This is a genomic window from Methylobacter sp. (assembly GCF_030680395.1).
In the GTDB taxonomy this organism is placed as follows: Bacteria; Pseudomonadota; Gammaproteobacteria; order Methylococcales; family Methylomonadaceae; genus Methylobacter_A.
In genome coordinates this window covers 47,896-74,891 of record NZ_JAUXVR010000044.1, presented here as the reverse complement: position 1 = coordinate 74,891, position 26,996 = coordinate 47,896, and the positions used below count along the sequence as shown (strand labels likewise).

Genomic DNA, 26,996 nt, shown 5'->3' with positions numbered 1-26,996 from the left:
ATGCCAGAGATTAATTTCTTCCAACAAAAACGCGCCCTTACCGCGAGCACCGTGGCATTCACCGCCTGCTTTGCAGTGTGGACTATCTTTTCCATTATCGGTTTGCAAATTCAGAAAGACTTGCAGCTAAGCGAGACCGAATTCGGCTTGCTGGTCGGCACGCCGATACTTTCAGGGTCGTTAATCCGGTTGATGCTGGGTATCTGGAGCGATCAGTACGGCGGCCGTATCGTCTATCTGTTGGTGATGGTGACGGCGGCTATTGCCACCATGCTGTTGACCATCGTTGAAACTTATACGATGTTTCTAGTGACAGCACTCGGTATCGGCGTCGCCGGCGGTTCGTTTGCGGTGGGCATCGCCTATGTTTCGCGTTGGTTTCCTAAAGAGAAGCAAGGAACGGCGTTAGGTATTTTCGGGCTCGGCAATGTTGGAGCTGCGGTCACCAAATTTGTCGCGCCTTTTGTGATGGTCGCATTCGGATGGCATGCCGTAGCGCAAATCTGGGCGGCAGCTCTGCTGCTGATGGCGGTAATCTTCTGGTTTGTTACCGATGATGAGCCGATGCTGAAAGGGCGCCGCGAGTCCGGCATCAAGCCTGATTCGTTTTTAAAGCAACTGGAGCCGTTGAAGGATATGCGGGTCTGGCGGTTTTCGCTTTATTACTTCTGCGTATTCGGTGCTTTTGTCGCCTTGGCGTTGTGGTTGCCGCGCTATCTGGTCGGCGCATACGGTTTCGATATTAAGTCGGCGGGTATGCTGGCTGCTGCCTATTCCATTTTTGCCAGTCTGTTTCGTGCGTTGGGCGGCTGGTTGTCCGACCGTTATGGCGCGCGGTTGTTGATGTACTGGACATTTATTGTCGCCACGATCTGTACCTTTTTCCTGTCTTACCCGCCTACCGATTACATCGTACACGGCATTAAGGGCGATATGGCCTTTAATCTGGCGCTTCAACCGATGGGCTTTATCTTGTTGGTCTCGGTGCTGGGTCTGTTCATGTCATTCGGCAAGGCGGCGGTGTACAAACATATTCCGGTTTATTATCCCGATAACGTCGGCGCTGTCGGCGGCGCGGTCGGCATGATCGGTGGTCTGGGCGGGTTCTTGCTGCCGCTGACTTTCGGTATGTTGAACGACTTGACCGGCATCTGGAGCAGCTGCTTCATGTTGCTATTCGTATTGATGGCGATTGCGTTGACCTGGATGCATTTTTCCATAGTGCGGATGGAGCGCCGCGTCGTCCCGGAACTGGCCAAAATATCCAAAGATTTGCATGAGCTGAGTCATCCGGCACCGCTGGTGCTCACCGAATGGAATCCTGAAGACCAGGACTTTTGGGAAAAGACCGGCAAGCGCATCGCTACCCGCAACCTGTGGATCAGTATTCCGGCCTTGCTGCTGGCTTTTGCAGTGTGGATGGTGTGGAGCGTCGTGGTGATTAATCTGCCCAGCATCGGCTTTAAATACACCACCAACGAGCTGTTCTGGTTGGCGGCATTGCCAGGCCTGTCAGGGGCAACCTTACGTATTTTCTACTCGTTTATGGTGCCGATTTTTGGCGGCCGTCGCTGGACTACGATCAGTACCGCTTCGTTGCTGTTGCCGTCCTTATGGATAGGTTTTGCGGTGCAAAATCCCGAAACGCCTTATGTATTAATGGTGGTCTTAGCCTTGTTATGCGGTTTCGGCGGCGGCAACTTTGCGTCCAGCATGGCGAATATCAGCTTTTTCTATCCCCAATCCCAAAAAGGTACTGCACTGGGCTTGAATGCCGGTTTAGGCAATTTGGGCGTCAGCACCGTGCAGTTTGTGGTGCCTTTGGTTATCGCAGCCGGTGTATTCGGTTCGCTGGGCGGCGAGCCTCAAGAATGGGTTAAGGGCGGCGTCACCAAGTCGATCTGGCTGCAAAACGCCGGATTTATCTGGGTGCCGTTTATCATCGCAACCAGTATCGCGGCGTGGTTCGGCATGAATGACATTGCCTCCGCCAAGGCCTCATTCAAGGAACAATCGATTATTTTCAAGCGCAAACATAACTGGCTCATGTGTTGGCTTTATACCGGCACGTTCGGCTCGTTTATCGGCTATGCGGCCGGTTTTCCGATGTTGATTAAAATCCTGTTTCCCGATGTCAACCCGATGCAGTACGCTTTTTTGGGGCCGCTGGTCGGCGCGCTGATCAGGCCGGTCGGCGGTTGGCTGGCCGACAAGTTGGGCGGTGCGCAAGTGACGCTGTGGAATTTCGTGATCATGATAGTCGCGGTGTTCGGCGTATTGCATTTTATGCCTTCGGCCGGTAATCCCGGCGATTTCTGGGGCTTTCTGGCGATGTTCATGCTGCTGTTTATCACCACCGGCATCGGCAACGGCTCCACCTTCCGCATGATTCCGGTTATTTTTATGACCGAACGCTTGTGTGCGGCAAAAGGGCAGGGCGGAGAAGCGATTGCCAACGCCAAAAAAGATGCGGCTAAAGAAGCGGCGGCGGTGCTGGGCTTTAGCTCGGCGATTGCCGCTTACGGCGCATTTTTTATCCCCAAGAGTTACGGGACGGCGATCAGCATGACCGGCGCACCCGATGCGGCGTTGTATTGTTTTATTGCTTTCTATCTGGTGTGCATTGGCATCACCTGGTGGTTTTATGCGCGTAAAAATGCGGGAATGCCTTGTTAATTTAGTAGAGTATATTGCTCTCTCCAAGCCAAATATATTACCTACATAGTTGAGGATTAAGATGGAAATAACTGAGGAAATGATTTTAGAGTGCTACGAAGCGTTTAAAGCGGATAACGTTAAGTATGTTCCTGAAGGGATGAGCGATAGTTCAGCAGGAATGACGATGAAGTGGCTTAATAGCATATTAAATACAAAAAAGTCTTACAATCGTAGCGGTAGCCTTATGCAATATAATGTTATCTTAGAAAAAATTAGACAAGATTATGGTAGTCAGAGAGCCAAGGAAGCAGCATTAGTGCTAATGGAGTATTGCGAACAACATAACAGGCAATCTCACATAACAATATTAGAGCGGTTTATAAATCCCCCAAAAAATGCTAACTAATTGTGTGCTTGGCTTAGCATCCCAAACCGAATAAATAACCCACAGGTATTCCCATGAGTCATTTTCTGGATCGTTTACTGTTCTTCAAGAAAAAAACCGAAACTTTTTCCGGTAATCACGGCGTGGTGACCGATGAAGACCGAAGCTGGGAGAACAGCTACCGATCGCGCTGGCAGCACGACAAAATCGTGCGCTCCACGCACGGCGTCAATTGCACCGGTTCTTGCAGCTGGAAGATCTACGTTAAAAACGGGCTGGTGACTTGGGAAACCCAGCAAACCGATTACCCGCGCACCCGTCCCGACCTACCCAACCATGAGCCGCGCGGCTGTCCTCGCGGTGCAAGTTACTCCTGGTATTTATACAGCGCCAACCGCCTTAAATATCCGCTGATACGCGGCCGTCTTGTTCGTTTGTGGCGCGAGGCCAGATTGACTTTAGACCCTGTTGACGCCTGGGCTTCGATAGTCGAAGACCCTGCTAAAACGGCAGAATACAAGTCGGTACGCGGTTTGGGCGGTTTGGTTCGCGCCGGATGGGAAGAGGTTAACGAAATTATTGCGGCCGCCAACATATATACCGTAAAAACCTTCGGCCCCGACCGGATTATCGGTTTTTCGCCGATCCCGGCCATGTCGATGGTGTCTTATGCGGCCGGTAGCCGTTATCTGTCGCTGATCGGCGGCGTCAGTATGAGTTTTTACGACTGGTATTGCGATTTGCCGCCGGCATCGCCGCAAACCTGGGGCGAGCAAACCGACGTGCCGGAATCGGCCGACTGGTATAACGCAGGGTTCTTGATGCTGTGGGGATCGAATGTACCGCAAACCCGCACTCCCGACGCTCATTTTATGACCGAAGCGCGTTATAAAGGTGCGAAAGTCGTGGTCGTAAGTCCCGATTATTCGGAGGCCAGCAAGTTCGCCGATCTGTGGCTGCATCCCAAACAAGGTACCGATGCCGCGCTGGCGATGGCGATAGGTCATGTCATCCTCAAGGAATTTCATGTCGAGCGGCAAAGCCCGTATTTCAACCAGTATGTGCGCGAAAATACCGATTTGCCGTTCCTGGTCATGCTGAAAGAGCAGGACGGTTACTATGTGCAAGACCGGTTTTTCAGGGCCTCGGACTTTTTAGGCCAACTGGGTCAAGACAATAACCCTGACTGGAAAACGGTAGCCTACGATGAAATCAACGGCCAGATCGTCCCGCCCTGCGGTTCTATCGGTTTTCGCTGGGGTGAAAGCGGACATTGGAATATCGAACAAAAAACCGCAGACGATCAGGAAGTGCGCTTACGCTTGAGCTTGAACGACATTAAAGACGATGTCGCCGGCGTCGGTTTTCCGTATTTTGGCGGCTCCGAACATCCGCATTTTACCCACTCCGCCCACGACGCGATTCAAAAGCGCAATGTGCCGGTCAAGAAAATCACCTTGGCCGACGGCACCGAAGTATTGGCGACCACGGTTTTCGATCTGCTGGTGGCCAATTACGGCATAGATCGTGGCCTAGGCGATGTCGCCGGTAAAAATGGGTGCGGCGGCAATGTCGCTGCATCTTATGATGAGGATGTTCCGTACACACCCGCTTGGCAAGAAAAAATCACCGGCGTTACCCGAAAAAATGTGATCGCGGTGGCGCGGGAATTTGCGAGAAACGCCGAAAAAACCCGGGGCCGCTCGATGGTCATTCTGGGTGCGGGTATCAACCACTGGTACCACATGGACATGAATTACCGCGGCATCATGAATATGCTGATGCTGTGCGGTTGCGTCGGGCAGTCCGGCGGCGGTTGGGCGCATTATGTCGGGCAGGAAAAGCTGCGTCCGCAAACCGGCTGGTTACCTCTGGCGTTTGGTCTGGACTGGAAGCGTCCGCCACGGCAAATGAACAGCACCTCGTTTTTCTACAATCACACCAGTCAATGGCGTTATGAAAAGCTCAAGGTTCATGAGATTTTGTCGCCGCTGGCAAAGCCGAAAGACTGGCAAGGCAGTTTGATCGACTTTAACGTCAGATCCGAACGCATGGGCTGGTTGCCGTCTGCGCCGCAATTGCAAACCAACCCGTTGCAAGTGGTCAGGGATGCTGAAAAAGCTAAACAAGACCCGATTGAATACGTCGTAAAATCGCTCAAAAGCGGCAAATTAAAAATGTCCTGTGAAGACCCGGATAACCCGCAAAACTTTCCGCGCAACATGTTTGTGTGGCGCTCTAATTTACTGGGATCTTCGGGCAAAGGCCATGAATACTTCCTGAAGTATTTGCTGGGTACGCAACACGGCTTGCAGGGCAAAGACTTAGGCGATGGCGGCGACAAGCCTTCGGAAGTCGAATGGCATGACACCGCCGCAGAAGGCAAGCTCGATTTGCTGGTCACGCTGGATTTTCGGATGTCCACAACCTGTTTGTATTCGGACATTATTCTGCCGACCGCAACCTGGTACGAGAAAAACGACCTGAACACTTCGGACATGCACCCGTTCATCCATCCGTTGTCGAAGGCGGTCGACCCCGCCTGGGAATCGCGTTCCGATTGGGATATCTATAAAGGCATCGCCAAGAAATTCTCGGAATTGACCGCAGGCCATTTGGGATTGGAAAAAGACATCGTCGCCGTGCCGATCCTGCATGACACACCGGCAGAGCTGGCCCAGCCGTTCGATGTCAAGGATTGGAAGAAAAAGCAATGCGAACCGATTCCCGGAAAAACCATGCCGACGCTGGTGGTGGTCGAGCGCGATTATCCGAACACCTACAAAATGTTCACCTCGCTGGGGCCGTTGATGAGCAAAATCGGCAACGGCGGCAAGGGGATAAGTTGGAATACCGAGACCGAGGTTAAGCAGTTGGGCGAACTGAACCGGCTGGTGACCGAGGAAGGCATCAGTAAAGGCCTGCCGCGTATCGAATCCGATATTGATGCGACCGAAGTGATCCTGATGCTGGCGCCTGAAACCAACGGTCATGTCGCGGTTAAAGCCTGGGAAGCCTTAAGTAAAATCACCGGGCGGGATCATACCCATCTGGCACGGCCGCGCGAAGATGACAAAATCCGTTTTCATGACGTACAGGCGCAGCCGCGCAAGATCATCTCGTCGCCGACCTGGAGCGGCGTGGAATCCGAGCAAGTCTGTTACAACGCCTGTTACACCAATGTCCACGAGCGGATTCCCTGGCGCACGCTGACAGGCCGCCAGCAGTTTTACCAGGATCACAGCTGGATGCGGGCGTTTGGCGAGACCTTGTGCGTCTATAAGCCGCCTGTCGATACCCGCTCCATCGCGCCGATCTTGGGACAAAAGCCCAACGGTAATGACGAGCTGGTATTGAATTTCATCACACCTCACCAGAAATGGGGCATCCACAGCACCTATACCGACAACCTTTTGATGCTGACCTTGTCTCGCGGCGGGCCAATTGTGTGGATGGGCGAAGTCGATGCGGCAAAAGTCGGCATCAAGGACAATGATTGGATAGAGGCCTTTAATGTCAACGGTGCGCTGGTCGCCAGAGCGGTCGTCAGTCAGCGCGTCCCGGAAGGCATGTGCATGATGTATCACGCTCAGGAAAAGATTGTTAATACGCCGGGTTCGGAAATGACCGGTATGCGTGGCGGCATCCATAACTCGGTTACCCGGGCGACGCTTAAACCCACGCACATGATCGGCGGTTACGCCCAGCTAAGTTACGGCTTTAACTATTACGGCACGGTCGGTTCCAATCGGGATGAATTTGTGATTGTGCGCAAGATGAGCAAAGTCGATTGGCTGGACGAAACCAGCGAGCCCAATCAAGATGGCCAGGCTGCGAGTCAGCAGGAGGAAGTGTAATGACTAATCCCAGCAAAAGACCGCGCAATATTCGCGCACAAATAGGCATGGTGCTAAACCTGGACAAGTGCATCGGCTGTCACACCTGTTCCATTACCTGCAAAAACGTCTGGACCTCGCGTAAAGGGGTCGAATATGCGTGGTTTAACAATGTCGAAACCAAGCCGGGGGTGGGTTTTCCGCAGCAGTGGGAAAACCAGGACAAATGGAACGGCGGCTGGGTGCGTAAAATCAACGGCAAGATAGAACCGCGCCAAGGCAACAAGCGCCAGATATTGCGCAATATTTTCGGTAATCCCGATTTGCCGGAAATCGACGATTATTACGAACCGTTCGATTTCGATTACCAGCATTTACACACTGCCAAGGAATCAAAAAACCCGCCTACTGCGCGTCCGTATTCGGTGATTACCGGCGAGCGTATGGAGAAAATCGAAGGCGGCCCGAATTGGGAGGAAATTCTGGGCACCGAATTTTCATCACGTTCGCGCGATACCAACTTCGACAACATCCAAAAAGACATGTACGGTGAATTTGAAAACACCTTCATGATGTATTTGCCGAGGTTGTGCGAACACTGCCTTAACCCGACCTGCGTTGCAGCTTGCCCCAGCGGCTCGATCTACAAGCGCGAAGAAGACGGCATTGTTTTAATAGACCAGGACAAATGCCGCGGCTGGCGGATGTGTGTTTCCGCCTGTCCGTACAAAAAAATCTACTACAATTGGGAAACCGGGAAATCGGAAAAATGCACGTTCTGCTATCCGCGCATCGAAGCCGGCGAGCCGACGGTTTGCTCGGAAACCTGCGTCGGGCGGATTCGTTATTTGGGCGTGCTGCTGTACGACGCCGACCGTATCGAAGCCGCGGCCAGCTGCGAAAACGAGCAGGACTTGTACCAGCAACAGCTGGATGTTTTTCTCGATCCATTCGATGAAACAGTAATAGCGGAGGCGCGGGCAGCAGGCATTCCCGAATCCTGGCTGACAGCCGCGCAAGAGTCGCCGGTTTATAAAATGGCGATAGACTGGAAAGTGGCGTTTCCGCTGCATCCCGAGTTTCGCACATTGCCGATGGTCTGGTATGTGCCGCCGCTATCGCCGATTCAATCGGCGGCGGAAAACGACCAGATCGGCATGGATGGCGACATTCCCGACGTGCGCTCGTTGCGCATTCCGGTGCAGTATCTGGCCAACTTACTGACAGCGGGCAAGGAAGAACCGGTCTTGTTGGGCTTGGAACGGATGCTGGCGATGCGGGCTTATATGCGCAGCCTTACCGTCGATGACGTAGTCAATACCGAAGTACTGGAACGCGTCGGTTTGACCCAGTTGCAGGTTGAAGAAATGTACCGTTATATGGCGATTGCCAATTACGAAGACCGTTTTGTGATTCCAAGCAGCCATCGCGAATACGCAAGCTCTACCTTTGATGCTTACGGCGAGCAGGGCGGCTGCGGGTTCAGTTTCGGTAGCGGATGTTCTACGGGCAGTAATGACGCCAATCTGTTCGGCGGCAACAAGAAGCCGCAACGTAGCGGCGGCATTCCGATCAAGATTCCGATTAAAGTCGAACCGGCAAAATAAAGGTCTGTTTTTTAGCTATCAATTAAAAACATTTCACCACGAAGACACGAAGAACACGAAGAAAGACAAGGTAAGAACTTCGTGTTCTTCGTGTCTTCGTGTCTTCGTGGTGAGTTAATCAATCTGTTTAGACTTTAAATATTATGCTTACACTAAAAGTTCTATCGTTACTGCTGAGCTATCCCGAAGCCGAGATGCTTGAAGCATTAGACGAAATGGCCGCCGTCGTCGAACAGGAAAACCTGTTGCCGGAAGACCATAAAAAATCCGTGCTAACGCTGATCGATTCCTACCGCGACGCAGACCTGCTGGATAGCCAAGAGCACTATGTAGCGCTATTCGACCGGGGACGGTTTTTGTCGCTGCATATATTCGAGCATGTCCACGGCGAATCCCGAGACCGGGGGCAGGCCATGGTTAATCTGCTGCAAATGTACGAAGCGCACGGCTTTGAAATGTCCAGCCATGAACTGCCGGACTACATTCCGCTATTTCTGGAGTTTCTCTCCCAGCAAGAACAGGCCGAAGCGGTGCAGTTATTGCACGACGCAATGCCGGTGTTAAGTTTGCTGGGCGCACGGTTAACCGAGCGCGGCAGCGAGTTTAGCGCAGTGTTCGACGCACTGGCAGGTTTTGCAGGCGAACCCGAAGCGCTGGAAGAAATCCGCCGGCAAGCAGCGACCGAGGGCGAGGATGAAACCCTGGTCAACATGGATGAAATATGGGAAGAAGAAGCCGTCAGTTTTATGGGGGCAGGGGATACGTGCAAAAGCCAAACCGACGCTGTCAGTCCAATCACAATCACGCCGCGCGATGAATATTTAAAATCGCAAAATCGTTCTCTTTAGAAGGAGTCAATCGTGGATTATCTCAATACCTTACTGTTCGGTTATTACCCCTATATCGCCATCAGCGTATTTTTCATCGGCAGTCTGGCGCGTTACGACCGTGATCAATACACATGGCGTACCGGTTCCAGCCAATTTCTGCGCGCCAAAGAACTAAGACTGGGCAGCAATTTGTTCCATATCGGCATCCTGTTGCTGTTCGTCGGGCATTTCGTCGGCCTGCTGACGCCGCCTGCGGTTTATCATGCCCTGGGACTGTCAACGTCCGCCAAGCAAATCCTGGCCGTTATTGCGGGCGGTGTTTTCGGCGGCGTGTGTTTAAAAGGCATCATCATCCTGATACGCCGTCGCCTGACCGATGCCCGCATTCGCGCCACCAGCAGCCGCATGGATATTTTCATTCTACTGTTGATTGGCGTACAGCTGGTGCTGGGTTTGCTGACCCTGCCCATTTCGCTTTATCATTATGACGGTGCTAATATGCTGCTGCTGGCGGAATGGGCGCAACGCATCGTAACCTTTCGCGGCGGCGCAGCGGATCAACTCAGCGAGATCGGTTTTATTTTTAAATTACATTTGTTTTTAGGGCAGACCTTGTTCCTGGTTTTTCCTTTTTCACGACTGGTGCATGTTTGGAGCGTTCCGCTTGGCTATGTCACGCGCCCTTATCAAGTCGTTCGCAGGCGTTGATAGGGTAGGGCGTGGCCTGCGCGCCTTTCCCACGACTCTCTGGCGCGCCCTGCAATTAAGTAAGGTGCGCGGCCAGTATCAAACTCAAAAGGTAAAATCATGAACAGATTATCCAGCTTGCTATTACTGACAATAACACTGGGCAGCTTGATTACCGCCTGCTCCGATGAAGCACAAAACAAAGCGGAACTTGAAAAATATGCCGCTGTTCAAGCCGAGAAAGCAAAAAGTAAATCGATACCGACAGCAAAAAAGGCTGAACATTCTAGTGGTGGGATGCACCACTCGATGCCGATGCCCTCCGAATCAGCAAGCGCTCATCAAAGCGAAATGGACGATATTGGCCGCCGTGCCGATGATCTACCGGCGCCGTTGAACAGAACACAATCTCAACTGATCAATATCGATCTTTATAGCGACGAACTGGTTGCCGAAATGATGCCCGGCGTGACCTATGAATACTGGACCTATAACGGCAAGGTGCCGGGGCCGTTTATCCGCGTCAGAGCGGGCGATCAGGTGGAAATACACTTGAATCACGGCAAGCCCGGTACTGCGGGTGCAGCCCATAGCGAACATACCTCGACTGAACATGCTACAGCAGGCCACGAGGCGCACTCCATCGATTTGCATGCGGTGGTCGGCCCCGGTGGCGGTACACCGTTAACGCAAGTCGGGCAGGGCAAACAAAAAAGTTTTCGCTTTAAAGCCACGCATCCGGGTATTTATGTTTATCACTGCGGCACGTCGCATGTGCCGACCCATGTCGCCAACGGCATGTACGGCATGATACTGGTCGAGCCGGAACAGGGCTTGGCAAAAGTAGATCGCGAGTTTTACGTGATGCAGGGCGATTTTTACACCAGCGGCAAGTACGGCGATAAAGGCCTGCAAGCATTCAGTAAGGAGAAAATGCTAGCCGAAAAACCGGATTATTTCTTATTCAATGGTCGGGTCAACTCGCTCAGCGGCGAGCGGGCTTTAAAAGCCAAAGTGGGTGAAAAAATCCGCCTGTTTGTCGGCGTCGGATCGCATATTGCAGCTAATTTCCACATCATCGGCGCTATTTTCGATAGCTTGTATCCGGAAGGCGCGATCATGAATCCGCCGCTGAAAAACGTCCAGACCACAGTCATAGCTCCAGGCTCTGCGGTGATGATTGAATTTACCGCCGAAGTCCCCGGCAAATACCTGCTGGTCGACCACAGCCTGACACGCGCTATTGATAAGGGCGCGCTTGCCGAATTGATTATAGAAGGACCTGCTCAGCCGGAACTTTATCAGCAGGTTGGTCATTAATGGGGTAGTCTGGGCAACAGCTTTTTGTTGTCCAACATCTTGAGTGCTTCAATTTTGGTTATTGCTTCCCAGTTTTACTATTTTATTATTGTCATGCTTCCATCGTTTTATAAAAACCTCAATGAGAGGAAAAAACAACGATGTTTTATTTTTATCCTTGTAAATCTCGTAAACAGGATTTTTATTAACATGGGTAAATTTGTCGTAATGTTGCAGCCACATGTAAGATTCAGTGGTGATCATCTTCCAAATCGGCTTTTGATCATAGAGTTTTAGTTCAACATTAACATTATTGGCTTTTAATGCATCGCAAAAAGCTTTTGTTTTCTCATAATCTGTCTTAAATTTATTTTCAGGAAGCTGTAATCCAGATCTGCGTAGTTCGCTTTCTTTACACTCGGGGTCAATTAATAAGATCCTTAATTCGCCTTTATAATTCATTAAAAAATCATGAAGTGGGGCTGACTCGCTGCCAAATGTATCCCATCCATTTAACGCTAAAATATTTAAATTTTGAGGCTGGCTTAATTTTAAATACTTAAGCAAAGTATCCCACTCGTTCCTCCTGATTGGCTCATCGATATAGGGGAAAAATCCTTTAATGCCATAGGCCTCAATTAAGCCTTTTAATTTTTCATTTTCTCGCTTTGATGTGATTGCGTATTTGCTGACATGTCCAAGAATTATAAAAAATATTATGGCTATTACAATAATGGATCCGAAAATGATTTGATGCAGAGTATTAAAACTGCTTAGTTTCAGCCATCCAGTAAGAAACCATGTAGATACTGGCCAAGCAAGAAAAGACCATCCAAAAATAAGCGCCCAAACCGCTTTTTTTAAAATCATCTCTAAAATCCACCCGAGCGGATCTCTTTTAAGTTTAGCTATGGAGTCTTTTAGATTTGTAAACATATAAATACTGGGCACAAAAAAAGGCCCAAGATGGGCCTTTTAGCGAGAAAATTTAGTTAAATTTTTAATTTAGTTCTGTCAACATTTCGCGGAACATAGGTAAGACTTTTCTCTTTCGGAGATCTATCGTATATCATTTGCATAATCGACTTAATTAATTTTTCTCCTTTTAAATTAAGTATTACACAAACAATAGCCACTATAAAAACAACAACCCATTGCACCATAAATCACCTCAAAATCAGTCTAATTTTTAATAAATACGCTCAGAACAAGACACCAGTTCTTGCGTAATATCGCTAATGCTCTAGTTATTTGTTAAATGTTGTGGGTGTAAATTCTACATCGCTGGGATTTATGGATATAGTTTAATTGTAATTAATGCCCATTGAAAACAACATTTAGTAGTAAAAAACAAAAACAACACAACATATTGTGTTGTTTTTCTATAATTTATAGAATCTATTTATTGGCTATCGGCAATAGCTGCTCTTATAAGTAAAGAAGAGCCTGTTACCTTGAATCAGGCGTTTCCTGTAACCGCCTTATATCGGATTCAAAGCTCTCGCATGCTATTGTGCTCGATATTTAGAGCCAAGTAGGGGCGCATCACGTCCCTGTTTCGAAACCTCCACGCCGGACGGGGTTTGCAACCTCGTCCCAAATGTTTTTACAATGCCTGTACTTAATGGCTATGCTTAACCAACGCCTTACATTTCGAACGGGGCATCATGCCCCATTCAGCTCTGGAGATTCTTCATTGGAAAATATTATCTCGCCGTGTGTAAGGGACTGCTGCCTGAATGAGGAAGATGTTTGCCTTGGTTGCTTTCGCAGCATTGATGAAATTCTTCAATGGAGCGATGCAACAGAACAGCAAAAGCAGAAAATAATACATTTGGCAAATGCACGAAAATTGAGCATCGATTTAAATATGGATCATATATAGATTCTGGCGGTGATAGCCATGTAGGTCGGGTTAGCGTAGCGTAACCCGACATTTGTCGCTTCGATGTGTCGGGTTACGCTACGCTAACCCGATCTACGCAACTACCCATCAGAAGGTAAACGAAGGGATTATTTCTTCTTAAATCCATGCACCATCGCTCTTGCCAGATTTTCGCGATGTATATAGCTTTCAACGGCCACGCCTGCTACATGCACAACCACCAGCACCAGCGTGAAGTTGGCGAAAAATTCATGCACTTCTTCCCACATCTTTTCGTTGGCGGAGCCTATACCAGCCAGCGGCCCGGCTGCCTGGTCTGCGCCGTACACAGCAAAGCCTGTAATAACTGTCGCTAATAAACTGACCAGCAATAACACAATCATTGCCGCACCCGCAGGATTGTGGCCGAGGTATCGCTGGGTTTTTAATGTGATCAGGTCTTTAAGATAAGCAATCGACTTGACAGGGCTGCATAAGAAATTCGAGAATCGGGCATAGTCGTTGCCGACAAATCCCCACACCAATCTGAACGCCAATAATCCGGTGACCAGATAACCGGCCCAGACGTGAACCGTTAATAACTCATCTTCAGTCAGGTAAGCGATAAAAAATCCGGCAACCAGCAGCCAGTGAAAGATTCTAAGCGGGAGATCCCATACTTTAATTAACTCTTGCGATTCCATTTTTGTACTCCTGTTTTAATGTGATGACATGTTATTGGGGAAAATAAAAAATGCACTTGAGCTTAACATGGCGCGCGATTATTTAACATCACCCACGATAGCCTCGGTTTCCCAGCCGCCGCCTAGCGATTTGTAGAGAGCAATCAGATTACTGGAAAGCGTCGATTCGCTGGCGACTAACAGGGTTTGGGCTTGATAAAGTGCCGTTTGACTGATCAATACATCGAGAAACGCGGTCAGGCCCCTTTGATAGCGTTCGTTGGCTAATTGAACGGCCAGCTGGTTTGCTTCAACGGCTTTTGCCAGCGCTTTGTACCGTTCCTGCTCTTTGCTATAAGCGATCAGTGCATCTTCCACTTCCTTAAAAGCCGATAAAACCGTGGACTGATAAGTCAGGAAGACTTGCTCGAATTGCGCTTTTTTGCTTTTGATATTGGCGTTCAGTTTGCCCCAATTGAAGATCGGCATGGTTAACGATGACGCTGCCGACCATGATTTCCCGATAGGCGTGAAGTCGGTGATGGTCGTGTTCTGCAAGCCGATAAACGCAGCCAGATTGATTTTCGGGTAAAGCTCGGCAGTTGCAACGCCAACGGATGCGTTGGCGACGGCCAATTGCCGTTCGGCGCGACGAATATCCGGTCTGCGCTGTAATAATTCGGAGGGAAGGTTGGTTATCACCTTAACGGCAATGGTTGGGATAACGCCTTGTTGATCAAGTTGAATGGCTAGCGCGCCGGGCGCTTTGCCGAGCAATACGCTGAGTGCATGTATCGATTGCTTAACTGCCGTTTCATAATTCGGCAACTGCGCTTCTGTCGTGGCGGCTTGGGCTTGTGCCTGGGCCACTTCCAGCATACTTGCAAGCCCGGTCTGTTGCCGGATTTGAGTCAGCTCTTGGGTTTCCTGTTGCGCGTGCAAGTTTTCACCGGTAATTGCGATCAGTCGCTGGTTGGCGCGCAGCTCAACGTAGTTGCGGGCAACATCTCCCAGCAGGGTGACCAGTACATCCCGGCTGTTTTCGACTTCGACATCAATCGTTGCATCGGCGGCTTCTACCGCACGCCTGACGCCGCCGAAAAAATCCAGCTCCCATTGGGCGTCAAAGCCCATTTGAAAAATGTTGATGAACTGATTACCGATACCAAAACCGCCGCCCGCAGAGGGTGTGCCGGTTTGGGACGCCGGTGAGGACGAGTTATTGAACCGCCTGCTGACGTTGCTCTTGGCATCTATGCTGGGCAAACCCGCTGCAATAGTCGCAGAGCGCAGGGCTCGGGCGTCTTTAACCCGCTCCAAGGCAAGCTTCAAATCCAGGTTGGAAGCGATGGCGTCTCTGATCAGTTTGTCGAGTACCGGATCGTTAAACGTCTTCCACCATTTATCCGGTTGCGCCGGTTGAGAACCTGTAGCCGCAGTCGTTTCAGTCCATTGCCGGGGAACCTGGATTTTGGGGCGCTCATAGTCGGGGCCGACAGCAAAGCAGCCGGATAACAGCAGAGTGGCAAAAAGCGCAAGCGGGCACCGGATCATAATGGGGAACCGCCGTCGCCCGCATAATCCTTGGCTTCAATGAATACGTCCATCTGCTGGCCTACATAGACGGGCAGTTGGCTTCTGTCAAAGCTGTACAGCGCCTGTAACACGCGCGTATCAACCTGCTCGGTGCTGTCGCCGGTCAGCGATTTTTTGGGTATTACGTAAGGCTCGACATAAGCCGGAATCAGGTCGGTTTTGAAGTTTCGGTTGCCGCGCAGGAAGGCTACGGCCTTGCTGTTTTTGTCAAACCGCCAGGCATCATTCTCGTCGATGTCTACCCGCACATGCAGCTGGTCCATATTACCCAACATCAGTAGCGGTGTGATTAGGGCTCCGGCCTGGGCGAATTCACCCGGCCGGATGTTGACTTGCAGCACCTCGCCGTTTACCGGCGCTTGAACGATGAGCCGGGCCAGCGTGGTTTGTGTTGTTGTCAGCGCGGCTTCCGCCTGTTGCACCAAGGCTTTGGCGCTGTCCAGTTTGGCTGCGCTGATGAGCAGGGCATTGCGGCGTCGAAGCAGTTCCTCGGAGCTGATGGCGCGCCGGTCGGTCACCGCTTCAGCCAAGTCGCTCAGTGATTGGGTATCTTTGAGCGACGCTAAGGCTTCGTTAACGCCTGCCCGAGCTTTTGCAAGATCGGCAAGTTTAACGGCCAGCTCGGCATGGGTATCCCGGTCGTCCAGATAAAACAGCGGCGCACCGGCCTTGACTTTGTCGCCAACTTTGACGGCGACGGCCTTGACGATGCCCGACAAAGGCGTGCCGATGGCGATGTTCTGGCTTTGCGCCTCGACAATACCCGCTCCGGCAATAAATGATCTAAAAGGTGCGGAGGCGGGCGGCGCAACGGCCGGAGCAACGGGTATCGGCTTATTGCTGCTGACGACTGTATATGCCGCAAAAAGGAACCCGGCAGCCGCCAGTATGGGTAATGTGTATTTGACTTGCATACCACCTCCTGTAGATAGGTTTATGATTCGGTTGTTCTGCTGATCACGAACTTATATGGGTATTGTCCACGAAAAGCATGAAAGGGACGAAAGTGCTTTGCAGCATAATTTTTCCTGATTAGCCAACCAACGTAGAGACGCGATTTATCGCGTCTTTCGATTTATCGCGTCTCTAATTGTTGCGCCTTTTCTATATCTTGGATCAAACTGGAGAGCAGACGCGATAAATCGCGTCTCTACAGCTCACATTTTTTGGAACTAGCTGTTGGTATATCGAATATTTTGTCTTTGGCTGAAGCATCTCGCTAATCAGGTAATTTTTAGCCTTTAGTCCCTTTAACCTTAACAATATGCCCGTCATCCATTTCGGCTATACGGTCGGCGAAGTCGAAAATCCGGGCGTCATGGGTAACGATGACCAAGGTCCGGTCTTTGTACAAAGCCACATCCTTAAGCAAAGTCATCACATTGTGCCCGGTTTCATGATCCAGCGAACTGGTGGGTTCGTCGCAAACGATGAGTCGCGGGCTATGAACCAGCGCTCGAGCAATGGCGACACGTTGCTGCTGTCCGCCGGAAAGCTCGGAAGATAAAGCCTTTACACGCGCGCCCAAGCCTACCTGCTCCAGTACGGAAATGGCTTTACGCTCAGCCTCGGCACGCTTGATGCCGTTGATAATAAGCGGTATCGACACATTTTCCGCAGCGTTGAGCGAAGGCAGCAGGTTAAAAGCCTGAAAAACGAAACCGATATTGCGCGCCCTGAAATTCAGTTTGTGCTGATTGCTCATGCTCAGTAAATCCTCGCCCAACACTTCGCAATGACCGCTATCCTGATCGAGAATACCGGCGATGACTGAAATCAAGGTAGTCTTGCCGCAGCCTGACGGTCCGACCAGCATCATCAGTTCTCCCGTCGCAATCTCCAGATTGACGCTGTTAAGTGCGGTTACTTTTTGGTCGCCGGTGTCGTAAGTTTTGATTACATTCTGACAGCGTACTGCCAATGATGGCGAGTTCATGCTTTAGCCTTTAAACACAATAGCGGGTTCCAGGCGAATCACTTTGATGATACTGAGCAGTGCCGCAAAAATACAAATCAGGCTGACTCCGGCACCGCTAAACAACAATAGTTGCCAGGGAAACTTGAACGCCAGTATCGAATGGCGCATCGAATAGCCGAACAATGCGGTCAAGCCCACGCCTAGACCGTAACCGATGGTACCCACTAACACCGCCTGTAACAAAATCATGCGCAGCAATATCCAGTTGCTGGTGCCCATCGCTTTCAGTACCCCGAATTGACGCAGATTTTCCAGAGTGCTGTTGTAAAAAGTCTGGCCGGCAATGGCTGCGCCGACGATAAAGCCCAACAGCACCGAAATGCCGAAATTAATCGGGATGCCGGTGTTATGCATAAAATACTCATAAGTGAGGGACATGAATTCCTCTCGGGTATAAGCCGCCAGACCGGTTGTTGCACGGATGCGGCGGGTTAGTTCGCCAAAATCCTGTCCTGGTTTGGCTTTAACCAAAACAAAAGACAGCAGCTTGCGTTCCTTGGGGGCGTAGCTTTTGGCACGGGAGTAAGTGGTATAGACCACGGGCTGGGATTGAAAAGTGCGGGTGACCTTGGCGATACCGACAACGATGGCGCGGTGGTCGTTTAATTCCAGACTGTCGCCGACCTTAAGCGGGATGGGTTTGCCGCCGGGTATCGGTGAAGGCTTGCCCAGTTTATCCCGGGCGCCGTCTATATCGACGATAACCCCGTCGCTGCGGCGCAAATCTTCAACCGTCCCTTCGAGCATGACCGGCGGCCCGCCGATTAAGGTGGCATCGTCCAAGCCGACGACATTACAGGTCTGAAAAGTGCCGTCGACCAGTCGCGCTTTTAAAAGCCCCTTGTACATCGGCATGGCCCACTCCACACCGGAAATGCCGCGCACCCGGTAAAGCTCGGTGTCCTGCAAGGGCTTGATATCATCGACGAATTGCACTTTTGAGTCCATCACCCATATATCAGGCAAACCCACATCCGATATGAAGCTGTAAGAGCGCGACATCAGCCCCAAAAAAATCGCCGGTTGCTGGGTCATGATCAACGAGGCAAAAGTCAGCCCCATGACGATGCCGAGATATTTGCCTCGATCTCCCATCAGCATTTTTAAGGCAATGTGATTCATGGCTTTGGACTCTTGGTTAGCAGAATTTAAGAAATTTTATCATGCAACGCAAATTGACAACGTACAACCGTATTCATAGAATATAAACCATGAACACTATGACCTCATCTCTAAAACTTAACACACGATGGCTGCGAAAGATTATTAGCTTTCGCAGCAGTGTTGTTTTGTTGGTTTATTAATTCCATTTTATCAAAACAACTGCGGGTCTTGTCCCAGTTGCTTTGATAGTCTTTCCGGCAAGATTCGCAGTTTTCCATCTTAAGGAGAAGTTTGTGCATCAACCCGAATCCGTTATACCGCAAAGCAATCGTCAGGCTATTTTCGGTTATCTGTTTGTTTTACTTGGCGCATTTGGCTTTTCTGCTAAAGCGGTATTGGTCAAACTGGCTTACAGCTGCAGTCATCAACTGGATGCCATCACGTTGATGGTGCTGCGCATGGCGATTTCGTTACCGTTTTTTCTGGCGGTTGCGTTATGGTCGGCTAACGATTCGGCAAAAACAAACGATGCGCAACGCTTAAACAGGCTGGACTGGCTGATGGTTTTCGGTTTGGGCCTGTTAGGTTATTACATTGCCAGCTTTCTTGATTTTGCAGGCCTGCAATATATCTCGGCCGGTCTTGAACGTTTGATTATTTTCCTCTATCCGACCTTTGTCGTTTTGTTCACGGCGGCACTACAACGCCGAATGATTAACCGTCACCAAGCGCTTGCGTTAGCGTTGAGTTATGCCGGGATGATTTTGGTGTTTGTCGACAACATGACGGCAATAGCATCATCGGGACTCTTGTTAGGTTCGGCATTGGTTTTGGGCAGCGCAATTGCGTTTGCCTTTTTCTTGATGGGCAGCGGCATGATGGTCAAACGGATCGGTTCGACGCGTTTTACCGCCTATTCGATGACGGTAGCGTGTTTGGCAACCGGGTTGCATTTTGTGATGCAGCACGGCGTTAAACTGTTGCATTTACCGACCGATGTTTATTGGCTGGCGCTGATCATGGCTATTTTCTCCACCGTGCTTCCTGCGTTTTTTATGAATGCCGGGATCAGGCGCATCGGCGCGGGTTCGGCATCTATTATCAGTTCTATAGGGCCGATAGGTACGCTGGCGTTGGCTTTCTTATTGTTAGGCGAGACATTGACCGCGGCGCAACTGGCCGGGACTGCTTTGGTGTTAATCGGCGTTTATGTGGTCAGTCGGGCTAAGTGAAACAGGTTGGGTTAGGCGCGGCTTTTTGCGTTGTAACCCAACGGGTACGACCTTGGGTTATTGGGATGGCTTAGTTATTCCTGCTTCCTGTATCGGGTTACGGCGCGAGGAACGTAGATGGTTAAACTTCAAACCGGCGCGCCTAACTCGACCTACGCACTCGGCTCATTTCGCCTTAAGTTGCTCTAATAATTGGAGTGTCAAAGCATCCCGCTCTCCATTAAAGTACTTGTCAAGGATACGGGGAAACACGGAGTATGGATCTGCCACACAGGCAAACAGTGTCATGGAAGATTTAAGCTTTAGATTATCAGGGTAACCAAAAATTTCTGAAATTGATCGCCCTTCAACACTGAAAACCGCTTCTGCGCATTCCAACAGTCTTTTTCCAAGAACAGGATGGTTCAAGTATTGTCGAGCCTCTTCCAGGTTCTTAATGGCATAGTGTTTTGAAGTTGAACTGTGCCCCAATCCATCAATTTGCGGGAATATATACCACATCCAGTGAGTTCGTTTCCGGCGGCTTTTTAACTCTGCGAGGACGCTGTCATAGATGCTTTCTTGCGCACTCGTGAAACGGCTTAAGTCGATGTTGTCGCTTGCGTTTATCATGCTTGGCCCTTTATTACTCTACCCAACAGATTATTATCCGGTTCCGGATAGCTTATACACCTACTTCAATTACGCATTACAGTCATTCGTTCCAAGACTGATTTTTCTTTAACTGGATAATATCGAAAAAAATGCATAATCTTTTCCTTGAAAATTAAACGGTTACGCTATTTTCAACGAAAAGTCGCCCGCCAATTCAAGAGTGCCTGTAATACAAAGCCATCACTGTTTTAACGTAATTGCGTGTTTCGGGGTAGGGGGGGATGGAGTTGTGGTGCCTGATCACCGCGTTTTCACCGGCGTTATAGGCGGCAACGGCCAGATCCAGATTCGAATCAAACATCCTGAGCAGATCTTTCAAATAATGGGTGCCGCCGTCGATATTCTGAACCGGATCATTTCGGTTAACAACGCCGTAGCGTCTTGCGGTATCGGGCATTAGCTGCATTAAACCGACGGCTCCGGCTGAGGAGATTGCGCTTGCATTGTAGGCGGACTCCGCCTGAATAACGGCATGTACAAGTTTAACATCAACCTGATGCCGGTTGGCCGCTTCAGTAATAAGGTCGGCGAATCTCTTTTTGTTGGTGCCCATATAAGGCAGGGCTGCGGAATAATTCAGAGCCCTGGTGCGGATGATGCGCTTGTACAGGCCGTTTTTAGGCTTGTCGGTGTAGTAGATGCGGCCGTCATTCGCGATAAATTTATAGATGTCGGCCAGCACCTCGTTTGAGATGAGTAAAGTAGTTAAAATAACGGCAATTCTCATCATGGCTTCACCTACCTGTCAGGTTTGATAACGATCATACTCGCGGCCTTAACCGCCCTGTTTCTGGCTTCATCGACTGATTCAGCGGTGGCTAACGCAACGCCCATGCGCCTGTTTGTAAACGCTTCAGGCTTGCCGAATAATCTGATTTCGCTGGTCGGGACAGACAGCGCCTTGTCCAGTCCTTCATAAATCACGCCTTGTGCATCCAGACCGCCTAATATTACGGCACTGGCTCCTGTGCTTTGCATGCCGGTATCGACGGGCAAGCCTAGAATGGCCCTAGCGTGCAATTCAAATTCATTTTGTTTCTGGGTGACCAATGTCACCATGCCGGTATCATGCGGCCTGGGACTGACTTCGCTAAACCAGACCCTATCGCCTTTGATAAACAGTTCGACGCCAAACAGGCCGAGCCCTGCGATTTCATTGGTGATTTTAAAAGCAATGTCCTGCGACGCTTTGATGGCGGCGGAATTCATGGCTTGCGGTTGCCAGCTCTCGCGGTAATCGCCGCTTTCCTGCACATGACCTATGGGGGCGCAAAAGTGAGTCTCGATTTCACCGCGCTGGTTCAGGGCTCGTACCGTCAGCAGGGTGATTTCAAAATCAAAGTCTATTTTTGCTTCGACGATGACCTTGCCGGTGTCTACCCTGCCGCTGGATTTGGCGTAATCCCAGGCTGCCTTAAGCCCGTCTGCGTTTTTAACCATCGATTGACCTTTGCCGGATGATGACATAGTCGGCTTGATAAAGCACGGATAACCGATGCCGCCGTCAACCGCCGCCTGCAATTGTTCAAAACTTTGTGCAAACGCGTAGTCCGAGGTGGGAATTTTAAGCTGCTCGGCGGCCAGAGTTCTGATGCCCTCCCTGTTCATAGTCAGTTGAATTGCTCGGGCGTTGGGTACAACTATACACCCGCCTTCCGCCTCAATGTCCAGCAACGCCCGGGTCGCAATTGCTTCAATTTCCGGGATGATAAAGTCCGGCTGCTCCAGCGCAATCAGTTTTTTGACTGCTTCGGTGTCGGTCATATCAATTACATGGCTGCGATGCGCGACATGTTGTGCCGGTGCATTCGGATAACGGTCTACGGCAATGACTTCCACGCCGTAACGTTGCAGTGCGATAGCCAGTTCCTTGCCCAGCTCGCCGCTGCCGAGCAGCAGGGCTTTGGTTGCGCTGTTTGATAATGCGGTGCCTATTTTCATTGTGAATCTGCCAGATAGTTGTCGATGTCTTCTTTGGAAAAACCGATCTTTTTAGCCACGCGATCGGCATGGCTGACGCGGGAAATGCCTGCAACCAGTTTGTAGGTTGGCGCGTCATTGGCAAACTCAACCTGTCTTGGCAAACCGATGCCCTGAGCGACAAAATGATCGACCAGTTGATGGTTGTGGGTAATCAAGATGGTGCTGTTGCCTTTCCGGTAAAAGCCGTTCAGCACATTCGACGACGATTCCATTTTTTCTTCAAAGGTTGTGCCTTCGGATAATTCATCCAGCACCACCAGACTTTTAGCGGCAGCCGCCAGGAAAATGTCTTTGGTGCGTTTTAATTCCGTACCGAAGCGGCCCTCCCCGTCATCCAGATGGCTGATTTCAGGCGCTTGGTAAAAAATCCGGTCGGCGACGGTCAGGGTTGCCGATTTGGCCGGAATATAGCAGCCGATTTGTGCAAGCAGCTGGATCTGGGTAACGGTTTTGCAAAAAGCCGTCTTGCCGCCGCTGTTGGGACCGGTTATCAGTACCAGTTTGTCCTCATCCAACACAAAATCGTTGCCGACATAATCCGGGTTTTGTTTGCCTAAAACCGGGTTTCTGGCATCAGCCAAATTTATCCGGTGATGCGGCGCATCGACCAGTTCAGGCAACACCTTGCTTCCGCCGAATGCCTCTGCAAATTTTATAAACGACAGCAATTCATCAAGCTGACCCAGCGCATCTATAGTTTCTGCTACCGCCGGGGATTTTTTGAACTCATTTCTTAGCGGGATAATGCAGCTGTCACGATCAAACCCGCCAACGATAGGGTAATAAATCAACAAAAAAGGCACAAAGAAAATAGTCGCGGTCGGGATGGCCTCAACTGAAACCTGGAACATGTCGGTCGGAAAAAAATGCGCCAACGCCCAGATGGCTCCGAAAAACAGGCTGATCAACAGCGGTTTGAAGAGTCGGGGTCTAAAAATAATCGCAGGTGAAAACGCTCCCTTCCTTTGTTCCTTGCATTGAACATTATTTTCAGTGATATAAACAGGCCCTTCCATTAACGAATAGGGTCGCGACTCTGCGAACGCTTTGATCTTGTCGCAAATGTTTTTTAGATAGTCGCTTTGCGGAGTTTCCACGGATTGAATCTGGTCGACCAGTTCCAGCAAAAAACGGATGCCGCGCTTATATTGCAGATAACCGTAGCCTTCAATTTCATGCTCTTCTCTGGCTGTGCCGAATGAGCCCATAAATTCGCCGAACAACAGTAAATAGAAGTTTTTTTCATTGGACACAGCCTGTTGGACGATCTGTTCAAGCTGTTCTTTCAGTGCCGGATTATTGCGTAGTTCTTCAACGGCTTGCTGTTTGGCCTTGATTTGATCCAGCTCATTCAGCGGTTGGGCTAAAGAGCGAAATAACGTCGCTTGTCCGGCAATCGTCGAGGCGTGGTTGACGGCATCGAACAGTTCGTCGACTTCAATGGTATTGAAGGTTCTTTGGTCGATAACGCCGTCGCCGGTATCCAGAGGTTTGCTGGATTTGGTGGTCGGCCAGCTGCTGTCTTGCCAGTTTTGTAATAGTGTTTGGTTCATCTGAATAAGCCTTTTTGTCCGTCGTTTGCAACACCAAAGGTGCGTATATTCAATCAATAAATATAAGCAGATTGACTAATTCACCACGAAGACACGAACAGCACGAAGAAAAAACCACAATAAAAACTTCGTGTTCTTCGTGTCTCGGCAACTGCTCCATGCGTCGCCTAAAGCGCCTACTGTTGGTGCTCTACCTCCTGCTTCCATGCAGTCGTTCGTGGTGCAATGTCTTAAATTAAAGCTTCTGTTCAAGCAGATTAACTATAGCATCAACATGAATTTCCGAATCATTCAGCGCCGCGATATAACGATATTCGACGCCGCCGGACTCCATAAAAACAGCCTTGTTCTCCATCGCTATTTCTTCCAACGTTTCCAGACAGTCCACCGCAAACCCCGGACAGACAATATCTATCTTTTTAATACCTTGTCCCGGAAGCTCTTTCAAGGTGTCCACACAATAAGGTTTCAACCATTGCGCCTTGCCGAAACGCGACTGGAATACAATCATCCATTGTTTTTCATCAATGCCTAATTTCTCGGCAATCAGGGCTGCAGTTTTATGGCACTGGTGAAAATAAGGATCACCCCATTTGGTAAGTTGCTCGGGCAAGCCGTGAAAGGACATCAACAATAGCTCGTTTTTGCCGTGCTCTTGCCAGCTCTGCTTGATGGATTCGGCAACTGCGGCAATATAGTGGCTGTGCTGATGATAATCGCTGATAAAGTGAATGTTGGGCAGGTGTTTCCACTGATTCAATTCCTTCACCACGTCATCGTAGATTGATGCGGTGGTGGTTGAGGAATATTGCGGATACAACGGCAGGATGATTAAATTATCAACGCCCGCCGTTTTGAACGCTTTCAACTGCTTCGCTATGGAGGGTTCGCCGTAGCGCATTACATGCTGGGTGGTGACGCCCCTGGCACGCAACCTATCGGCAACCCGCTCGCTTAATTGCAGGGTCAGGAAAATTAACGGCGAACCTTTTTCATCCCACACTTTGCGATAGGCCAAGGCTGATTTTCGGGGGCGAAAAGGCAGCACGAAAAAATGCAGTATCACCCACCACAACGGTCTGGGCAGGTTGACGACGCGCGGATCCCAAAGAAACTCTTTAAGAAACCGCCTGACCGCTGACGTTGTCGGTGCGGTAGGCGAACCCAGATTCGCTAATAGTACGCCGGTTTTTTTTACGGTCATTTCAAGTTTGTCTGTTGATAAGATTTAAAAATTCCGAGCGGGTGCTGATTTCTTTACGGAAAACCCCAGTCATCACTGAAGTCGTCATTACCGAGTTTTGCTTCTCGACACCGCGCATCATCATGCACAAATGCTTGGCTTCAATAACCACGGCCACGCCTCGGGCGCCGGTTGCCAGTTCAATCGCGTCCGCTATTTGTTTGGTCAATTTTTCCTGAATTTGCAGGCGGCGTGCGTACATATCGATCACGCGAGCCACTTTGGACAAACCCATCACCTTGCCTTTCGGCAAATAACCCACATGACATTTGCCGATAAACGGCAGTAAATGATGTTCGCATAAAGAATACAGTTCAATATCCTTCACAATAACCATGTCTTCGGTGTCGGCGGTAAAAATAGCGCCGTTAAGCACTTCTTCCAGCGTTTTTTCGTAGCCGTTGTTTAAAAACTTGAAAGCCTTGGCCGCGCGTTTTGGCGTATCGATCAGGCCTTCGCGGTTTAAATCTTCACCGACTGCTTCGATAAGCTTGGCAAAATGCTGTTCCATTGTTTCAATCCCAGTTATAAAAATAGCTGGTCAGTATACACATTGAGCCTTGAGTTTTAAAGTTTCCGCTCCTCGACAATTACTCCCGCTCGCGCCCCTTGCCTACATCCCTGTAGGCAACGCATTCAAAATCACATTGATGTCCGTGCCGGGTTTACACACATTTTCGCTAAGATGCCGTCTCCAGCCTCTGGCTCCCGGTTCGCCATGAAAAAGGCCTAAAATATGCCGGGATATACTATTTAAGCGAACTCCATCTTTAAGCTCAAGCTGTTCCCGGATATAGGGGATTAACAAATCCATAACCATTTCCCGTGATCTGGGTTCTGTGGACTCGCCATAAAAGCGCCGGTCCACCTCGGCCAGTAAATAAGGGTTGTGGTAAGCCTCCCGGCCAACCATGACGCCGTCGACATGGGTCAGAACAGCTTCGGCCTGATCCAATGTGATGATGCCGCCGTTCAGTATGATTTCCAGTTGCGGAAAATCCTGTTTTATTTGGTAGACCACATCGTAGCGCAGCGGTGGAATATCTCGGTTTTGCTTGGGCGACAAGCCGCTTAACCACGCTTTTCTGGCGTGGATAATAAAAGTTTCGCAACCGGCATCGGCAACTGTCGATATAAAATGCACCAGCTCTTCGTAAGAATCGCGTTCATCAATGCCGATTCTCGATTTGACAGTAACCGGGATCGAAACTGCCTGACTCATGGCGGCAATGCACTCGGCGACCAGTTCGGGTTCAGCCATCAGGCAAGCGCCAAAACGGCCATTTTGAACCCGGTCGCTGGGACAACCGACGTTTAAATTCACCTCATCATAGCCATAATCTTCAACCATCTTGGCGCAAATGGCTAATTCCCGTGGATTGCTGCCGCCCAATTGGAACGCAACCGGGTTCTCGGCTGCGCTGAATTGCAGAAACCGGTGGTGGTCGCCATGAATCAACGCGCCGGTAGTGACCATTTCGGTATACAAAAGCGCATGTTGTGAAATCAGCCGGTGAAAATAACGACAGTGTCTATCAGTCCAGTCCAGCATCGGGGCAACGCAGAATTTTCTGCCGGGATGAAGATTTTTATTTTGCTTACTTATCAATTTCTTATCGGATAGTTGAGTGGGTTAGGTTACGGATTGGCGATGGGAGCGCGGGTATTATGCGACTCATGCCGAAGAATATTATAACGGGAGCTCATTCATAAACAGAAATTAGGCGGATGGTCGAAGCCCAAGTTGTCAGGTTTCACCCTACTATCAAGTACGGATCCATGTAAAATAAGCCAACATTTTAAT

The 26,996-nt window shown here is 50.0% G+C and carries 22 protein-coding genes; 9 read left to right on the top strand and 13 right to left on the bottom strand.

Going from position 1 to position 26,996, the window contains the following annotated elements:
• The 7 genes from Q8L79_RS18140 to nirK all read left to right on the top strand — a co-directional run bounded on the left by Q8L79_RS18140 (position 1) and on the right by nirK (position 11,323).
• Entirely contained in the window at positions 1–2,676 is a 2,676-nt protein-coding gene (locus Q8L79_RS18140; protein WP_305274092.1) for an MFS transporter, read from the top strand.
• A 61-nt stretch (positions 2,677–2,737) separates the two neighbouring features.
• Positions 2,738–3,064: a hypothetical protein gene (locus tag Q8L79_RS18135; RefSeq protein WP_305274090.1), complete on the top strand. Its 327-nt coding sequence runs from the start codon at positions 2,738–2,740 to the stop codon at positions 3,062–3,064.
• 53 nt (positions 3,065–3,117) lie between these two features.
• Entirely contained in the window at positions 3,118–6,900 is a 3,783-nt protein-coding gene (locus tag Q8L79_RS18130; protein ID WP_305274088.1) for a nitrate reductase subunit alpha, read from the top strand.
• On the top strand, positions 6,900–8,486 hold the full coding sequence (gene narH / locus Q8L79_RS18125; protein ID WP_305274086.1) for a nitrate reductase subunit beta: 1,587 nt from the start codon (positions 6,900–6,902) through the stop codon (positions 8,484–8,486). Before Q8L79_RS18130 ends, narH begins: the two co-directional genes overlap by 1 nt.
• Positions 8,487–8,629: 143 nt before the next feature.
• Complete coding sequence (narJ, locus tag Q8L79_RS18120) at positions 8,630–9,334, top strand: nitrate reductase molybdenum cofactor assembly chaperone (protein ID WP_305274084.1); 705 nt, start codon at positions 8,630–8,632, stop codon at positions 9,332–9,334.
• A 12-nt stretch (positions 9,335–9,346) separates the two neighbouring features.
• Positions 9,347–10,024: a respiratory nitrate reductase subunit gamma gene (narI, locus tag Q8L79_RS18115; protein WP_305274082.1), complete on the top strand. Its 678-nt coding sequence runs from the start codon at positions 9,347–9,349 to the stop codon at positions 10,022–10,024.
• Between the two features lie 99 nt (positions 10,025–10,123).
• Positions 10,124–11,323: a copper-containing nitrite reductase gene (gene nirK / locus Q8L79_RS18110; protein ID WP_305274080.1), complete on the top strand. Its 1,200-nt coding sequence runs from the start codon at positions 10,124–10,126 to the stop codon at positions 11,321–11,323.
• A gap of 48 nt (positions 11,324–11,371) precedes the next feature.
• Here nirK and Q8L79_RS18105 read toward each other — a convergent pair whose 3' ends face one another.
• Positions 11,372–12,238 (bottom strand): hypothetical protein, encoded by an 867-nt coding sequence (locus Q8L79_RS18105; protein WP_305274078.1) that lies wholly within the window; start codon positions 12,236–12,238, stop codon positions 11,372–11,374.
• Positions 12,239–12,902: 664 nt separating this feature from the next.
• On the opposite strand from Q8L79_RS18105, the gene Q8L79_RS18100 reads away from it, so the two are divergent.
• A complete protein-coding gene (locus tag Q8L79_RS18100) occupies positions 12,903–13,187 on the top strand; it encodes a DUF1289 domain-containing protein (protein WP_370870045.1) in 285 nt (94 codons plus the stop codon).
• Positions 13,188–13,315: 128 nt separating this feature from the next.
• On the opposite strand, the gene Q8L79_RS18095 is transcribed toward Q8L79_RS18100, so the two are convergent.
• The 5 genes from Q8L79_RS18095 to Q8L79_RS18075 form a co-directional block, all read right to left on the bottom strand.
• The gene (locus Q8L79_RS18095; RefSeq protein ID WP_305274077.1) at positions 13,316–13,870 is read right to left on the bottom strand and encodes a cytochrome b/b6 domain-containing protein; all 555 of its coding nucleotides are present in this window, start codon (positions 13,868–13,870) and stop codon (positions 13,316–13,318) included.
• 78 nt (positions 13,871–13,948) lie between these two features.
• A complete protein-coding gene (locus tag Q8L79_RS18090; RefSeq protein ID WP_305274075.1) occupies positions 13,949–15,403 on the bottom strand; it encodes an efflux transporter outer membrane subunit in 1,455 nt (484 codons plus the stop codon).
• The gene (locus Q8L79_RS18085) at positions 15,400–16,359 is read right to left on the bottom strand and encodes an efflux RND transporter periplasmic adaptor subunit (protein ID WP_305274073.1); all 960 of its coding nucleotides are present in this window, start codon (positions 16,357–16,359) and stop codon (positions 15,400–15,402) included. Before Q8L79_RS18085 ends, Q8L79_RS18090 begins: the two co-directional genes overlap by 4 nt.
• 320 nt (positions 16,360–16,679) lie before the next feature.
• Complete coding sequence (locus Q8L79_RS18080) at positions 16,680–17,381, bottom strand: ABC transporter ATP-binding protein (RefSeq protein WP_305274071.1); 702 nt, start codon at positions 17,379–17,381, stop codon at positions 16,680–16,682.
• Positions 17,382–17,384: 3 nt separating this feature from the next.
• A complete protein-coding gene (locus tag Q8L79_RS18075; protein ID WP_305274069.1) occupies positions 17,385–18,545 on the bottom strand; it encodes an ABC transporter permease in 1,161 nt (386 codons plus the stop codon).
• A 275-nt stretch (positions 18,546–18,820) separates the two neighbouring features.
• Between Q8L79_RS18075 and Q8L79_RS18070 the strand changes: the two genes are divergently transcribed.
• Positions 18,821–19,759, top strand: coding sequence for a DMT family transporter (locus tag Q8L79_RS18070; RefSeq protein ID WP_305274068.1), 939 nt, complete (start codon positions 18,821–18,823; stop codon positions 19,757–19,759).
• Between the two features lie 165 nt (positions 19,760–19,924).
• Here the strand turns inward: Q8L79_RS18070 and Q8L79_RS18065 are convergent, their stop codons facing one another.
• The 7 genes from Q8L79_RS18065 to dusA form a co-directional block, all read right to left on the bottom strand.
• Positions 19,925–20,371 carry a DUF1810 domain-containing protein gene (locus Q8L79_RS18065; protein ID WP_305274066.1) on the bottom strand — a complete coding sequence of 149 codons (447 nt, stop codon included), beginning with the start codon at positions 20,369–20,371 and terminating at the stop codon, positions 19,925–19,927.
• Between the two features lie 196 nt (positions 20,372–20,567).
• Entirely contained in the window at positions 20,568–21,143 is a 576-nt protein-coding gene (locus Q8L79_RS18060; protein WP_305274064.1) for a lytic transglycosylase domain-containing protein, read from the bottom strand.
• 8 nt (positions 21,144–21,151) lie between these two features.
• Complete coding sequence (purT, locus tag Q8L79_RS18055) at positions 21,152–22,354, bottom strand: formate-dependent phosphoribosylglycinamide formyltransferase (RefSeq protein WP_305274062.1); 1,203 nt, start codon at positions 22,352–22,354, stop codon at positions 21,152–21,154.
• Positions 22,351–23,949, bottom strand: a complete 1,599-nt coding sequence (locus Q8L79_RS18050; protein WP_305274060.1) for a DNA mismatch repair protein MutS — start codon at positions 23,947–23,949, stop codon at positions 22,351–22,353. Before Q8L79_RS18050 ends, purT begins: the two co-directional genes overlap by 4 nt.
• Positions 23,950–24,184: 235 nt before the next feature.
• Entirely contained in the window at positions 24,185–25,153 is a 969-nt protein-coding gene (gene hemH, locus Q8L79_RS18045) for a ferrochelatase (RefSeq protein WP_305274058.1), read from the bottom strand.
• A 1-nt stretch (position 25,154) separates the two neighbouring features.
• Positions 25,155–25,703 carry a GTP cyclohydrolase I FolE gene (folE, locus tag Q8L79_RS18040; protein WP_305274056.1) on the bottom strand — a complete coding sequence of 183 codons (549 nt, stop codon included), beginning with the start codon at positions 25,701–25,703 and terminating at the stop codon, positions 25,155–25,157.
• A 102-nt stretch (positions 25,704–25,805) separates the two neighbouring features.
• On the bottom strand, positions 25,806–26,801 hold the full coding sequence (dusA, locus tag Q8L79_RS18035) for a tRNA dihydrouridine(20/20a) synthase DusA (protein WP_305274054.1): 996 nt from the start codon (positions 26,799–26,801) through the stop codon (positions 25,806–25,808).
• Positions 26,802–26,996: the final 195 nt, after the last annotated feature.